The sequence below is a fragment of the Streptomyces sp. NPDC002144 genome, assembly GCF_053593695.1.
The window spans coordinates 430,967-444,482 of sequence record NZ_JBSFDB010000001.1; the positions used below are offsets into that span (position 1 = coordinate 430,967).

The following is a 13,516-nucleotide window of genomic DNA, read 5'->3' on the forward strand; positions in this document are numbered from 1 at the left end:
CCCGGAGGCGGCGGGTGTCTCACGGCCCGCCGCCACCGCGCTCCCTCCACTTCCGCACGGCCCGCACGGCCTCCTTGCCCCGCTGCCGCGCGGCCACGTCGCAGAGGGTCGCGGCCAGCAGCGGGGCGGTGCGCCGCCGGGCCAGCAACAGCCGCTGGTTGACCGCGGGTTCGGGGCGCCAGTGGTGCTTGTACGGCTCATCTCCGCGCAGCAGGCTCAGCGTGCCGCGGGCGTGGCGGGTGCACGCGTCGAGCAGCATCACCGCCACGTCCGCCTTGCGTTCCCGCAGACACGGATGGGCGCCGTACAGATAGCCGCCCGCCAGCAGCGGGGACAGCAGGGTCAGATCGACGGCCACCACGTCGTCGTCGAGCCGGAACTCGGTGACGACCGCGTCCCCCGAGCGCACCATCGGCCCGACCGCCCGCACCAGATGCTCACGGAACCGCTCCCGCAGATGCTCGGACGTCACCTTCCGCCCCTGCCACTGCAGTTCGTGCAGCTCCAGCAGCCGCCGCAGCGCCTTGTCCACCTCGTCCGGCCCCACCTCATGCCGTTCGACGCCGAGCGCGTCCAGCTTGCGCAGCTTGGCGCGCACGCGCTGGGCCTTCGACGACGGCAGCCGGGCCACCAGCTCGTCCATGGGTACGGCGGGCAGCTCCAGGCACAGCGAGTCGGCCACCCGGCGCCGGGGGCCCTGCCAGCGGTCGTACACGCGCTCGGCCGCCCCGCCGGGCCGTACCTCGCGCAGGTCGATCAGCGAGGTGCGGGCGCAGACGGACAGGCCCTCGGTGAGCGCGGCGACGGCGTCCTCGCCGCGCTGGTCGTCCAGCAGGACGTCGCCGTAGTCGGAGATGGCCCCGCCGAGCGGCACCAGCGCGGGCACGGGCCGGCGCACCCGCATCAGGGGCGCGGCGGCGACGAGTTCATCGCCGTCCCGCACGAGCAGCAGGCGCAAACGACCGCGCCTGCCGTACGACAGCCACCAGGAGTGCAGCCAGGCATGGCTCTGGAACGGGGTCGCGGTGGCGCACCGGCCGTGCAGCCGCCCCCAGTCCGGGCCGAGCCCGGCGAAGACGGCCTCGTCGGTGATCAGTTCGGTCGTGTACGTCACAGCTGGCCGTGGGCTTCGGCGGCGACGGCGGGGGACGGCACGGAGAGGGCATGCCCGGATCCGTCGGCGTTGCGGCGGGGCCGGACCAGCAGCACCAGACCGCCGAGCAGCCCGCCCGCGCTCGCGCCGACCAGGCCGGTCACGGCCGGGGAGGCGGAGGAAGGGGAGGTCGGCTTGGTGGCCCGGGCGAACTGCTGGAGCTCGACGTTGGTCTCGCTCCTGGTGTCCGTGGAGTGCTGGGTCAGGGCGCGGGAGACCGCGTTGGCCATGTCGGCGGCCAGGTCGGGGCGGGAGGAGGTGGCCGTGATCGCGACCATCGGCGCGTCCGGCGAGGTCGCCGCCTGCACGCTGGACTGCAGCGTCCGCACCGGTACGCCCGCCCACACCTGCGCGTCCCCGAGCACCGCGAGCTGGGTGGCGACCCGGCCGTAGGCCTGCGCGAAGCCCAGCGCGGACGCCGGGTCGGACTTCGAGGTCGGTACGGCGACGACGTAACTGGTGGCCGTGTACGTCGGCGGCTTCGCCAGGCCGTAGCCGCCCCCGAGGAGGCCGCCGGCGAGGACGCCGGCCGCGATCAGGGTCCAGGGCGGCAGGGTCCTGGAGCGGGCGACGGCCGGGCGGCGGTGGGCGGTGAGGGTTTCGGTCATGACGAGGGGACTCCCTGGAGTGACGGGGACGACGAAGGGGACACCGCGGCCGTGTACACGCCCATGAGCCGGGCGGCGCTGCGGGTGATGCAGTAGTGGCGGGCGGCCTCGGGGACCGTCCGTGGAGCGGGGCCCCGCGCGCGGGTCGCGGCGACGGCGGCCGCGAACTCCTCGACGCCGCAGGGGACTCGACCCGCGGAGGCGGCCTGGTGCGGGGGCAGGTCCTCGATCGCCGGGCAGGAGGCGTACAGCACCGGCAGTCCGGAGGCCAGGGCCTCGACGATCGCCAGGCCGAAGGCCTCCTCGGGCGACGGCGAGGCGAGCACGTCCATCGCGGCGGCGAGCGAGGGCAGGTCGGGGCCCGGGGTGCCGTCGGGCACGTAGGGGCGTTCGCCGGTGAACAGGACCCGGTCGGCGACACCGGCCTCCTGCGCGGTACGACGCAGCACGTTCTCCTCGCTGCCCCCGCCGACCAGCAACAGCCAGTGGTCACGGGGGAGTCGGGCGAGGGCATGGACGAGGACGTCGAAGCGTTTGCCGGGGGCCAGACGTCCGATGCCGCCGACGACGTACGCGTCCTCGGGCAGGCCGAGGCGGCGGCGGGTCCGGCGGCGCCGGTCGGGGTCGAAGCGGAAGCGGGGCAGGTCGACGCCGTTCGGGACGACCTCGATCCGGGGGGCCGGGACGCCCCAGCGGCGCAGGCGCTCGGCGACCGTGGGGGAGACGGCGACGGTCGAACGGCCCAGCCGCTCGCTGGCGAGATACAGGGACCGCACCCCGCGTGACAGCCGCCGGCCCTCCATCTGCGAGTCGCCCAGGGAGTGTTCGGTGGCGACGATCGCCCGGACCCCGGCCAGACGCGCGGCGAGCCGGCCGTAGACGCAGGCGCGGTAGAGGTGGGTGTGGACGAGGTCGTAGCCGCCCGAGCGGATGAGCCGGACCAGCCGGGGCAGCGCGGCCAGGTCGCGGTTGCCGGCCATGCCGAGATGGGTGACGCGCACCCCGTCGGCGGCCAGACCCTCGGCCACCGCACCCGGGTTGGTGAGTGTGACGACATCGCAGTCGACGGGCAGATGCCGTACCAGCAGCCGCAGTTGCTGCTCGGCGCCGCCCACTCCGAGACCCGTGATCACATGCAGCACCCTCATCCCGTCCCCCCGACCGGACGGCGGCGCAGCCGGTGCAGCCGGTGCTTGAGGAAGAGGCGTACGGCGTGGTCGTTCTGCCCGACATGGACGCGCGGGAGGGCGTGCGGGCCGGTCAGCGGGCCGGGGTCGATGGCACAGGCGTACGCGTAACCGGCGTCCCGGACGGCACCGACGACCCGCCGGTCGATCGTCCCGTACGGATAGCAGAACCCGGCGACCGGACCGCCGGTCAACTCCTCCAGCAATGCCCGGCTTTCGAGGACCTCGGCCCTCAGCGTCTCGTCGTCCGCCTTCGTCAGGTCGAGGTGGGTGAGGCCGTGCGAGCCGATCTCGACGCCCTCGGCGGCCGCGTGCCGGATGCCGTCGGCGGTGAGCAGCGCCTTGCGCGGGCCCCGGGGGTCCCAGTCGTTGCTGCCGCCGAGCCGGCCCGGCAGGACGAAGAGGGTGGCGCCGCAGTTCCAACGGCCCATGACGGGAAGGGCGTTGTCGATGAAGTCCGTGTACCCGTCGTCGAAGGTCAGCGCGATCAGGTCCCGGCCCTCGCCACGGGCGCGCGCGGCGAGCAGCTCGGCCACGGAGACGGCCCTCAGGCCCCGCCGGTCGAACCACCGCAGCTGGGTCTCCAGCCGCTCGGGGGTGACCGTGATGCGGTACGGGTCGTCCTGGCATGCGGCCACCGAGTGGTACATCGCCACCCACGGAACCGGGCCCGGGGCGAGTCGTCTGCCGGTGTCTTGGGAGTCAACGGCCATGCGAGAGCCTTCGTGTGACGGTGCGTACGGAGTGGAGCGCGGGGTCGAGGCCCTGGGCGCCGAGAGCCAGGCCGAGCAGGAGGAAGACCGTGGTGGCGGTGAGGCAGCCGGCGGCGAGGGCGGGCACGGGGGCGGCGACGTGGTGCGCGACGAAGGCGCCCGCCACCGTCGCCACCACTGCCGCGCGCAGCGGCTTGGTCAGCTCCGCCAGCACCCGGCGGGTGCGGATCGGGATGCCGCCCCGGCCCATGCCGGCCAGCAGCAGGGCGGCGGTGACGGTGATGCCGGCGGCGTTGGCGGTCGCGATGCCGTCGACGCCCCAGGGCAGCACCGTGAAGGCGCCGATCCAGGCCGTCACGACGATGCCGGCGGTCATCGCGCCGACCGGGTACCAGCTGGGGCGGCCAGCGGAGAAGTAGGACCGGACGAGGACGCCGACCAGGGTCTGCCCGAGCAGCCCGAGGGCGTACACCCGCATGACGCCCGCCGTCGCCGCCGAGTCCTTCGGGGTGAACGCGCCGCGCTGGAAGAGGAGTTCGACGATCTGCGGGGCGCAGGCGATCACGACCGCCGTGCCCAGGAGCACGATGCACGCGGCCAGCGCCAGGTCCCGCTCCACCCGGATGCGGGCCCGTTCGGTGTCGCCCTCGGCCAGGGCGCGGGCCACCACCGGGAAGGTGACGGTGCACAGCATCAGCGACAGCACCATGGGCATCTGGGCGACCTTCTGCGCGTAGTTCAGGTGGGAGATGGCGCCGGCCGGGAGGTGGGAGGCGAGGAACCGCTCGATGAGCACCTGCGACTGCCGGCACAGGGCGAAGAGCAGGACGGTGGCGACGAGGGCGAACTCCATGGGCCGCGCCTGGTCGGGGGCGGAGGCGGCCACCGTCTCCGCGCGCCTGCGCAACTGCCGCCACAGGGAAGGCAGTTGTACGGCGACCATCAGGCATCCGCCCACCGCGACGCCTACCGCCGCCGACCGCACGCCCCACCGGCCGCCGAGGGCGAACATCCCGGTGATGATGCCGGTGTTGTAGGCGACGTAGATCGCGGCGGGGGCGAGGAAGCGGCGGTGGGCGCGCAGGGCCGCGCTGCAGTAGCCGGCCAGTCCGAAGCTGAGCACGCAGGTCGCGGTCAGCCGGGTGCAGTCGACGGCGAGGGCGGGGTGGGGCAGGCCCGGAGCGAGGGCCTCGACCAGGTGCGGAGCGAGGACGATGAGCAGGACGGCCGTGGCGACGAAGCCCAGCGTGAGGCGCGGCAGGGTGGCGCCGACCAGGGCGCGGACGGGGTCGCCGGGAACGCCCTGCGCCCGCCGGGCCAGCGCCGCGCTGAACGCCGGGATCAGCGCGAACGCGAGCCCGTCCTCGATCAGCAGGGTCGCCGCGAACTCCGGCACGGTCCACGCCACCAGGAACGCGTCCGTCTCACTCCCGGCCCCGAACAACCGGGCCAACGCCTGATCCCGCACCAGCCCGAGCAGCGCCCCGGCGACGGACAGCCCGGCGGTGACGAGAGCGGCCTTGGCGAGAAACCGCCCGGAGGGAGTGGATGCGTCGGCGGCGGGGCCGTGAGGGGGTTCGGTGGTGCGCGTGCCCGCGGGAACGATGTGCGGGGCGCTTCCCGAGGACCATGCCTCCGTCGGATCCTGCGCGCCCCACGGGTCCGTCGGAGTCGGCACGGCCGGGACGTCCGATGCGTCCCCGAACGAGCGGACCGCCGGCACCCCCGCCGGGTTCGTCGGCGTCCCGGGGTGCGGCGCGGGGCCGGGGACGTGGGTGATCCGGGGCGGGCCCGGGGGTGTCACCGTCATCGGGACGTGGCCTCCTCGGCGCCGCCGAGGGCCGGTTCGATCGCCGGCGGTGCCTGGCGTGCGCTGGGTCCGGTCTCGTCGGCCCCGACCAGCGCCCACCAGGCCACCGCCCCGAAGACCACCGCCGTCAGGACCGTCGACGGGCCGCCGATGTCGGCGTACGCGAAGTCGATGAGCTGCCAGACCAGCAGGCCCGTGCCGATCAGGGCGCAGTCCAGCCCCGTGCCCGGCACCCGCGCCCGCCACAGCCCCCGCAGGCCGCACACCAGCAGGGCCAGCCAGCAGCCGACCAGGGCGAGGGTCCCGACGAGGCCCTGCTCGGCCAGCACCAGCAGGTACATGTTGTGCGGGGACAGCAGCGGCTGCTTGAGGTACGCAGCGCCCGCGCCCTCCGTGTCGCTGCCCGAGGACAGGGCCAGCGAGGCGTGACTGTCCCGGTGGTCCGGGAACCCCTTCAACCCCACGCCGGTCAGCGGCTGTTCGCGCCACATGCCGACGGCCGCGGCCCACATCGTGTACCGGTCCGTCACGGACTGGTCGGGTGCGTCGGTGACCCGCGTGATGCTGTCGATCCGCTCCTGCAGCATCGCCGACCCGACCCCGAAGCCGCCGACCAGGACCACCCCGGCGGCGACCGCGACGGCCGCCACCTTCAGCGCCCGCCGCACCCCCGCGAGCACCAGCTGCACCGCACAGGTGGCCGCCGTCGCGATCCACGCCCCGCGGCTGAAGGACAGCGCGAGCGGGAGGAGCAGCGCGAGCGCGCAGCACGCGGCGACGGTCCGCTGCCGTACGGAGGCCCGGCCCAGCGCAAGGCCCAGCGCGCAGACCAGACCGAAGGACACGACCGTCGCCATGCCCATCACGTCCGTGGGCCCGAAGGTGCCCACCGCGCGGACGTCCTCGCCCTGGTACGAGGCGCCGGTCCCGGTGACGTACTGGTTGACCCCGATCGCGCCCTGCCACACCGCCAGCCCCACGAACGACCAGGCCAGCAGCCGGAAATCGCGACGGCCGCGGATCAGCAGGAGCACGGCGGCGGGCACCAGGACGAAGATCTGGAGGTATCGGCCGAGACCGGTGATCCCGGCGCCCGGCGAGGACGCCCCCGTCGCGGCGACCGCGAGCCCCAGCACCGGAAGGCCCAGCACCACGGCGGCCGTACGGGACAGGGGGCGCCGGCGGTCGCGTACGAGACGCATGGCGCAGTACAGCACCACGAGCGCGGAGACCGCGTCGGCGGGACCCGCGCCGCTCTCCCCGGTGGGCGCGAGCGGCAGACCGAGCAGGACGAGCACGGCGAGCACGGGAAGGACCGGCGGCCACTCGCGGACGCGGGGCAGGGACAGGGCATGGCTCATGGGCGTCGCTCAGCTCCCCGTCGGCCGGACGAGTGCGGCCGCGGTGCGCAGCAGGATGCAGATGTCCTGCCACAGCGACCAGTTGTCGATGTACGCGTTGTCGAAGCGCGCCCGGTCCTCGATCGAGGTGTCGCCGCGCAGACCGTTGATCTGGGCGAGCCCGGTGATCCCGGTCCGCATCCGGTGGCGGGCCGCGTAACCGGGGTAGTGCTGGCTGAACTGGGCGACGAAGTACGGTCGTTCGGGACGCGGGCCGACCAGGCTCATGTCGCCCCAGAGGACGTTCCACAGCTGGAGCAGCTCGTCGAGCGAGGTGCGGCGCAGGAAGCGGCAGAACCACGACATGCGGTCCTCGTCGGCCACGCTCCAGCGGGTCGCCGACTCGCGCTCGTCGACGGGACGGTGGGTGCGGAACTTCAGCAGCGTGAAGGGGCGGCCGTCCTTGCCGATGCGCTCCTGCCGGAAGACCACCCCCGGCCCGTCGCTGACCCGCAGCACCACCGCGCACACCAGCAGCACCGGGCTGACCAGCAGCAGCAGCGTCCCGGAGACCAGTACGTCCAGCAGTCGCTTGCCGACGCTCCCGCGCCGCGGCCCGTGTCCCATGTCCAGGTGCCGGCAGGAGAACCCGGCGAGCTGGTCCCGGGTCGCGTACGACGGGGAGTCCGCGTCGACCTCCCACACCGTGCACCCCGACTCGGCGAGCGCCCGCAGCAGCGGTCCCCGCTCGGTCCGTACCGAGGGATGGACGGCGAGCACGTCCCGTACGCCGTTCTGGATGAGCGCCCGTTGCACCTCCTGACCGGTCGTCAGCACCGGCAGCCCGTCGGTGCCCTCGGGGCGCTCGGCCACGATCCCGACCGGCTGCACCCCGCAGCGGGGGTGCCGCAGGACGGCGGCGGCGACGCGCTGGGCGGTCGCCGCCGGGCCGATGACCAGGGCGGTGCGGGGGCGGCTGAGCAGCGCGGTCCGCCGGCGCCAGTGCACCAGGCCGCGGCCCGCGCAGTCCGCCGTCGACTGGAGCAGGAAGCCCAGCAGCAGGGTGCGGCCGGACAGCGCGTGCGCCGGGGCGTACGCCGCGACGAGCGCCGCGAGCGCCGCCCAGGTCACGGCGATCCGGCCGCAGACGACGGGGAGTTCGTCGAGGACGCCGGGGGCGTGGTGCGGGGGCTGCGGGCGCAGCAGCACCGACGCGGCGACCAGGAGGGACAGCAGCAGCGGGCCCTGCTCGACACCCGCGAACGCCACGGCGCCGAGGACGGCGGCGGTGACGTCGGCGGCGAGCAGCGGCACCGGGGAGGCGGGGCGCGCCGGAGGGCGGCCGGCCGGGAACCGGAAGCCGGCCGCGGCGGTGCGCGCGGGCATGACCGAGACGGGCGAGAACCCGATGTCCCGTGGCTGCCCGCCGGGCGAGGGGACGGTACTTTCCGCGGTCACGAGTGGATGGACTCCCTGTACTCGGAGGGCACGGCGGCAGCGGCGGACACGTCGCCGAGCAGGTCGCGGTACACGCCCGCCACCGCCTCGGCCGCGTGCCGCACGTCGTGCGTGGACAGGACGTGTCGGCGCCCCAGATGCCCGAGCGACTCCCGGAGCAACGGATCGAGCAGCAACGAGGACACGGCGTCGGCGAGTTCGCCCGGATCTCCCGGGGGGACGAGGCAACGGGGCGTGGGGACGGCCGCGGGGTCGTCCGACCCGGCGACGGGGGCGTCGGGGGTACCGGGCAGGCGGTCCGACACCGAACGGGCGAGTCGCCCGCGGGAGTCCGCTGCTGGGTCGGGGCGACCGGGTGCTGAGGCGGCGCCGCCCGATACGACCCCGGTGGCCGGACAGCGACAGCCGGCTCGCGAACACGGGCGACCGGGCGTGGAGACGGGAGCCCCGTTCGCGGGGTTCCTCAGGAGGCGGCAGTCGGGCGGCAGGGCCGGTGGCAGGCTTTCGCGGGCTCCGTCCACGTCCGTCAGGACCACCGGGCGTCCGCAGGCCATCGCCTCCAGCGGGGCGAGTGCCATGCCCTCCCAGCGCGAGGGCAGCACGACCAGGTCGGCGGCCTGGTACCAGGGCGCGGCGTCCGGCACGGCCCCGGCGAAGACCACCGACTCGGGTGCGCGGGAGCGGAGTTCGTCATGGTCCGGCCCGTCCCCGACCAGCACCAGCCGGGCCTCGGGGACCCGGTCCTGCACGGCGTACCAGGCGTCGAGCAGGACATCCTGCCCCTTCTGCCGGCACAGCCGCCCCACGCACACCACCAGCGGGGCGGCCGGATCGACGTCCGGAAGCAGCGCGGCCCGTACGGTGTCGACGGCCGCGGGATGGAAACGCCCCGGGTCGATGCCGTTCGGCACGACGGCCCAATGGGCGGCGATGCCGGCGCGCGCGCCGGTCGCGCGCTCCGCCTCGCTCACACACACCACCCGGGACGCCCAGCGCGCCCCCCACCGCTCCCAGCGCAGCGCCAGCGCCGCCATGCCCCCGTCGACCGCCTCGAACGACCAGGCGTGCGGCTGGAACACGGTGGGGACGCGCCCGCGCACCGCGAGCCGCCCGGCCAGGCCCGCCTTCGCGCTGTGCGCGTGCACCAGATCGGGCCGCGCCTCGGCGAGCACCCGCACCAGTCGGCGTACCTCTCGAACGAGTGTCGGGCCCGGCGAACGGGTCGCCCGCCAGGGGTGTACGTCGGCGCCGAGCGACCTCAGTTCGTCGGCGAGGCGGCTCGCGGGGCAGGCGACCGAGACATGCAGACCAGCCGCGAGCTGAGCTCGCGTCAGGTCCGTCACGACACGGGCGACCCCGCCGTCCACCGGCTGGGTGATGTGCAGGACCCGGGGCCGGGGGTCGGGTGCTGGCAGGTGCATTGCGCGGTTCCTCGCTCACGTGGCGCTCGGGCGTCCCGCTGGGGAACGAGCCGGTAGGCCAGCTGGTCACCGCCGAGCCGCAGAGCGATGCCGAGATCGAACAACCTCGGGGAGCGAGAAGCGTGCGATCGGCCGGCTGCAGGGCTGCGTCAGGAGGTGCGCAACTCTAACCACAGCTCACATAAATCGTTTTAAACCGGACAAGTGTGTTGGATTGGCAAAATGCGGCCTGTCGCCGGATCACCCCTTTGGCGGCACAACCCGCTCGCGTGTCACGCGTTGACACAGCGCCGGGTATCCGCCCGGAAGTTGTGTCAACTCCCAAGGAGCACCTCTCCATGTCGCGTATCGCGAAGGGCCTGGTCCTTACCACCGCCGCCGCTGCGGCGGTCGCCGGCGGTGCCGGTTTCGCCTCCGCCGACTCCGACGCACACGGCGTCGCCGCCCACTCGCCGGGTGTGCTGTCGGGCAACGTTGTCCAGATCCCGATCCACAACCCGGTCAACGTCTGCGGCAACTCCACCGACACCACCGGCCTGCTGAACCCCGTGTTCGGCAACGTGTGCGTCAACAACTGACGTCCCTCGACGTCGCTGCCTTCAGGCGCGCACTCCCTCGCCGGCCGCCCTCCCGTGGTTCCTCCGCGGGCGAGCGGCCGGTTCGCGCTGCCCCGAACGGGGCCGTGCAGTTGCGGGGCGCGATGGGCGGTCCCACGGTGGCCAACAGGTCCCCTGCACCGCCGAAAGGAACACCCATGCGTGGTCTGCCCGCACGGCGTATCGCGTCCTCCGCACTCTGCGCCGCCCTCCTCGTCGGTATCGCCGCACCGGCCGCCCTGGCGGCCGACGGAGCGTCGGCCCGGGAGCGGCGTGTCCAGGCCGCGGCCCACGCACCTGTCCCCGGCGCGGACGCGCTCCTTGCCCCGGTCAAGAGCCTGGGCTCCCTCGGCACTGTCCTCACCCCGGTCACCGACCTGCTGAACGCCGTCCTCAAGGCCGACAACGGCCGGCTCCCGGCCGCCGACGCCGGCACGCTCGGCAAGGCCGCCACCGACGCCGTCGCCAAGGTCTCCGCCGCTGTCCCCACGGCACCCGCGACCCAGGCGCCGCCCGCTCTGCCGATGCTCGCCAAGAAAAGCGGGGACGCCAGGCCGCGGGCCGCCGCCGACCTCACCGGCGACGCCCTGGCCGCGTTGCAGAAGGCGATCGACACCCTGCTCCAGGCGGTCACCTCCGGGGACGTCGGCCAGGTGGTGCCGGCCGTCACGAGCGTGGTGACCGGGCTGGTCAGCACCATCACCGCGACCCTGCTGGGCGGCAGCCTGCCCGCCGCCCACCTTCCGGGCCTGCCGGTGTCGACACCCTCACTTCCCGCGGCGCCGGCGCTGCCCGTCGAGTGACCCGGCGAGAGCCGAACTCACGGGGCCGCCCGGCCGATCCGCAGCGAGGGGCGGCCGGGCGGCTTTTCGACGGCTTTTCTGCGGCCTTTCATATGAGGATGAGAAACGTTTTCTGCGCACGGGGTTTCCCTCGTGGGCGTGGTTCGTTGGGCACGGCGTCAGAAATCCCCTGGTGACGTGAGTTGCCCGATGAAAGGAATCCGATGAAGTCCCTGAAAGCCGCTGCCGTCGTTGCCGGTACCGTTGCCCTCGCCGGCGCCGCCGCGCCCGCGTTCGCCTACAGCGCCTCGGACGTGACGCCCACCAGCCTCAACGGCGCCGTGAACACGCTCACCAGCGGGCACATCATGCCCCGCGACGTGATGCCGCTGAAGCACCAGTCGAACGCGCTCGACACCGAGAACAAGGACTCCCTGCTGAGCACCGTGAAGGGAGCGACGGGCGCGCTGAACAAGAAAGGCGGACTGCTCGGCGGCCTGCCGCTCCAGCACTGAGTCACTCCAGCACTGAGTCACTCCAGCACTGAATCACTTCGAACCGAAGTCACGTATAGCTGCAGGCTGTTCGAGGTGGGTCCCTCGTTCGTGTGGAGAGGGCGGGGACCGTCCCCCGGGCGGGTGAGAAGCCGCCCGGCCGCCTTCCGGGCCGTCGATAAGGTCGCGCGATGACCTCAACCTCAAGCGCAACCCGCCCCCTCGGCCCCGCCGAACTGGGCACCCTCGTCGTGATGGCCTGGAGCGGCGCGGCTCCCGACGGCGACATGCCCTACCTGCTCGCCTACCCCCTCGGCGACGCGGCGGCCGGCCCCGAGGCCGCGTCGGCCGCCGTCGCCGAACTGCTGGGAAGCGTCGGTCTCTCCCTCGGCGGCGAGTTGACCGACGCCGCCGCCAGGCCCAGCCTGCCGCTGAGCCTGCTGGTCGAGGGCGGCCACGCCGTCGTCACCCTGCCCGGCTCCAATGCCCAGTGCGCCCCGCCGCCGGAGTGGCTCGCCGCGGTCGCCAAACGGGGCTACGCCTACCTGGTGTTCACCTCCCGCCCCTGGCCAGAGGCCGAGCCGGGCAAGCCCGTCGACCCTGAGGCCTTCGCCGCCTTCGCGGGCGCCGAGGAGACCCTGAACGCGGCGGCGCACGTCGTCCTGCCGGCCCGCAGGCTGCGCGGCTGACGCCGGTGGCCGCGGAGCAGGACGCGGCGCGGCAGGCGGGCACGGGCCCCGGGTTCGCCCTGCTGCTGGTGATCACGGGCGCGGCCGGACTGCTGGCCTCCTGGGTGATCACCCTCGACGAGTTCAAGCTGCTCAAGAACCCGCACTTCACGCCGGGTTGCAGCCTGAACCCCGTGGTGTCCTGCGGCAGCGTCATGAAGAGCGACCAGGCCTCGGTCTTCGGGTTCCCCAATCCGATGCTCGGCCTGGTCGCCTACGGCATCGTCGTCTGCGTCGGCATGAGCCTGCTGGCCGGCGCCGTCCTTCCCCGCTGGTACTGGCTGACCTTCGACGCGGGATGCCTGTTCGGCGTGGGGTTCGTGTCCTGGCTGCAGTTCGAGTCGCTGTACCGGATCGACGCGCTGTGCCTGTGGTGCTGTCTGGCCTGGGTCGCCACGATCCTGCTGTTCTGGTACGTCACCTCGTACGCCGTCCTGCGCCGCTTCCTGCCCGCGCCCGGCTGGGCGAGGACGTTCCTCGGTGAGTTCACCTGGGTGCTCCCGCTGGCACACGTCGGGGTGATCGGCATGCTGGTGCTGACGCGCTGGTGGGACTTCTGGACAAGCTGACTACTGCTGCGGCCGGGGGAATTGTGAACTGAAGGAGCAGGCAGCCTCGTTACTCGGTACGCACGCAGAGCCCGCCGAACCGCGAAAGGGACCGTATCCGAGATGAAGTCCACCACCCGAGGAACCCTCGCCGCCGTCCTCACCGGTGTCGCGGCCGCCGTCGGCGCAGCCGCGGCGACCCCCGCCGCCGCGATCGGCACGGTACCCGTCCCCGTTCCGGTGGAGGGCGCCGAGCAGTCCCTGGGCATGGAACTGCCAGAGCTCGGCGGCGAGATCCCCCTGCCGACGGCGGGCCGGCCCGATGGGCCGCGGTACGTCGAGGGCCGGCTCATCCCGGAGCACGCCCTGCCGCAGCTGCCGGTTACCGGTGGGCTGCCCGGCGCGGGCCTGCGCGCGCCCCTGCCGCACGTCCTGGGCGACCAGTTCGACCACGTCGGTCTCTCCACCCCGGCCTCCGACCTGCGCACCCTCGCCCCGGGCCTGAACCTGGACGCCCCCCTGACCCCGCCCAACCCGCAGAACGCCGGGCTGCCCGACCTGACGCTCCCCGAGGCGGGCATGCCGGCCCCGGTCCTGCAGACGGTCCCCGGCGCGAACCTGGACCTCGGCCCCGGCCTGTAGCCGAACGGCGTACCCGCCGGGCCCGGACCACCGCGA

Annotated in this window: 14 protein-coding genes; 6 read left to right on the forward strand and 8 right to left on the reverse strand. The window is 74.0% G+C overall.

Translation table 11 applies throughout. The annotated features are described in order from the left end of the window. Positions 1-19: 19 nt before the first annotated feature. Genes ACWCQ1_RS01810 through ACWCQ1_RS01845 form a run of 8 tightly spaced genes read right to left on the reverse strand, consistent with a single transcriptional unit; the run spans position 20 to position 9,690 of the window. Positions 20-1,114, reverse strand: a complete 1,095-nt coding sequence (locus tag ACWCQ1_RS01810) for a GNAT family N-acetyltransferase (RefSeq protein ID WP_451025622.1) — start codon at positions 1,112-1,114, stop codon at positions 20-22. Continuing rightward, positions 1,111-1,761: a lipopolysaccharide biosynthesis protein gene (locus ACWCQ1_RS01815; RefSeq protein ID WP_451025623.1), complete on the reverse strand. Its 651-nt coding sequence runs from the start codon at positions 1,759-1,761 to the stop codon at positions 1,111-1,113. The genes ACWCQ1_RS01810 and ACWCQ1_RS01815 overlap by 4 nt, the downstream gene beginning before the upstream one ends. Continuing rightward, positions 1,758-2,909, reverse strand: coding sequence for a glycosyltransferase (locus tag ACWCQ1_RS01820; protein ID WP_358593722.1), 1,152 nt, complete (start codon positions 2,907-2,909; stop codon positions 1,758-1,760). The genes ACWCQ1_RS01815 and ACWCQ1_RS01820 overlap by 4 nt, the downstream gene beginning before the upstream one ends. Continuing rightward, positions 2,906-3,661: a polysaccharide deacetylase family protein gene (locus ACWCQ1_RS01825; protein ID WP_133040889.1), complete on the reverse strand. Its 756-nt coding sequence runs from the start codon at positions 3,659-3,661 to the stop codon at positions 2,906-2,908. Before ACWCQ1_RS01825 ends, ACWCQ1_RS01820 begins: the two co-directional genes overlap by 4 nt. After that, positions 3,651-5,471, reverse strand: coding sequence for a murein biosynthesis integral membrane protein MurJ (locus tag ACWCQ1_RS01830; RefSeq protein WP_358593721.1), 1,821 nt, complete (start codon positions 5,469-5,471; stop codon positions 3,651-3,653). The genes ACWCQ1_RS01825 and ACWCQ1_RS01830 overlap by 11 nt, the downstream gene beginning before the upstream one ends. Further along, positions 5,468-6,832, reverse strand: a complete 1,365-nt coding sequence (locus tag ACWCQ1_RS01835; protein WP_451025624.1) for an O-antigen ligase family protein — start codon at positions 6,830-6,832, stop codon at positions 5,468-5,470. Before ACWCQ1_RS01835 ends, ACWCQ1_RS01830 begins: the two co-directional genes overlap by 4 nt. A gap of 9 nt (positions 6,833-6,841) precedes the next feature. Further along, a complete protein-coding gene (locus tag ACWCQ1_RS01840; RefSeq protein WP_451025625.1) occupies positions 6,842-8,269 on the reverse strand; it encodes an exopolysaccharide biosynthesis polyprenyl glycosylphosphotransferase in 1,428 nt (475 codons plus the stop codon). Continuing rightward, entirely contained in the window at positions 8,266-9,690 is a 1,425-nt protein-coding gene (locus ACWCQ1_RS01845; protein WP_451025626.1) for a glycosyltransferase, read from the reverse strand. Before ACWCQ1_RS01845 ends, ACWCQ1_RS01840 begins: the two co-directional genes overlap by 4 nt. Before the next feature lie 338 nt (positions 9,691-10,028). Between ACWCQ1_RS01845 and ACWCQ1_RS01850 the strand changes: the two genes are divergently transcribed. The 6 genes from ACWCQ1_RS01850 (at position 10,029) to ACWCQ1_RS01875 (ending at position 13,480) form a co-directional block, all read left to right on the forward strand. Then, on the forward strand, positions 10,029-10,268 hold the full coding sequence (locus ACWCQ1_RS01850) for a chaplin (RefSeq protein ID WP_133040894.1): 240 nt from the start codon (positions 10,029-10,031) through the stop codon (positions 10,266-10,268). A 176-nt stretch (positions 10,269-10,444) separates the two neighbouring features. Further along, positions 10,445-11,089 carry a hypothetical protein gene (locus tag ACWCQ1_RS01855; RefSeq protein WP_133040895.1) on the forward strand — a complete coding sequence of 215 codons (645 nt, stop codon included), beginning with the start codon at positions 10,445-10,447 and terminating at the stop codon, positions 11,087-11,089. A gap of 203 nt (positions 11,090-11,292) precedes the next feature. Further along, entirely contained in the window at positions 11,293-11,583 is a 291-nt protein-coding gene (locus ACWCQ1_RS01860) for a hypothetical protein (protein ID WP_451025627.1), read from the forward strand. A gap of 170 nt (positions 11,584-11,753) precedes the next feature. Beyond that, on the forward strand, positions 11,754-12,251 hold the full coding sequence (locus tag ACWCQ1_RS01865) for a DUF5949 family protein (protein WP_133040897.1): 498 nt from the start codon (positions 11,754-11,756) through the stop codon (positions 12,249-12,251). A gap of 5 nt (positions 12,252-12,256) precedes the next feature. Continuing rightward, positions 12,257-12,859, forward strand: coding sequence for a vitamin K epoxide reductase family protein (locus tag ACWCQ1_RS01870; RefSeq protein ID WP_358593715.1), 603 nt, complete (start codon positions 12,257-12,259; stop codon positions 12,857-12,859). A 102-nt stretch (positions 12,860-12,961) separates the two neighbouring features. Beyond that, positions 12,962-13,480, forward strand: coding sequence for a hypothetical protein (locus tag ACWCQ1_RS01875; protein WP_451025628.1), 519 nt, complete (start codon positions 12,962-12,964; stop codon positions 13,478-13,480). Positions 13,481-13,516: the final 36 nt, after the last annotated feature.

Coding starts and splice junctions, on each gene's coding strand:
- ACWCQ1_RS01815 (WP_451025623.1), bottom strand. CDS start 1,761: ATGACCGAAACCCTCACCGCCCACCGCCGCCCGGCCGTCGCCCGCTCC.
- ACWCQ1_RS01820 (WP_358593722.1), bottom strand. CDS start 2,909: ATGAGGGTGCTGCATGTGATCACGGGTCTCGGAGTGGGCGGCGCCGAG.
- ACWCQ1_RS01825 (WP_133040889.1), bottom strand. CDS start 3,661: ATGGCCGTTGACTCCCAAGACACCGGCAGACGACTCGCCCCGGGCCCG.
- ACWCQ1_RS01830 (WP_358593721.1), bottom strand. CDS start 5,471: ATGACGGTGACACCCCCGGGCCCGCCCCGGATCACCCACGTCCCCGGC.
- ACWCQ1_RS01835 (WP_451025624.1), bottom strand. CDS start 6,832: ATGAGCCATGCCCTGTCCCTGCCCCGCGTCCGCGAGTGGCCGCCGGTC.
- ACWCQ1_RS01845 (WP_451025626.1), bottom strand. CDS start 9,690: ATGCACCTGCCAGCACCCGACCCCCGGCCCCGGGTCCTGCACATCACC.
- ACWCQ1_RS01850 (WP_133040894.1), top strand. CDS start 10,029: ATGTCGCGTATCGCGAAGGGCCTGGTCCTTACCACCGCCGCCGCTGCG.
- ACWCQ1_RS01855 (WP_133040895.1), top strand. CDS start 10,445: ATGCGTGGTCTGCCCGCACGGCGTATCGCGTCCTCCGCACTCTGCGCC.
- ACWCQ1_RS01860 (WP_451025627.1), top strand. CDS start 11,293: ATGAAGTCCCTGAAAGCCGCTGCCGTCGTTGCCGGTACCGTTGCCCTC.
- ACWCQ1_RS01865 (WP_133040897.1), top strand. CDS start 11,754: ATGACCTCAACCTCAAGCGCAACCCGCCCCCTCGGCCCCGCCGAACTG.
- ACWCQ1_RS01875 (WP_451025628.1), top strand. CDS start 12,962: ATGAAGTCCACCACCCGAGGAACCCTCGCCGCCGTCCTCACCGGTGTC.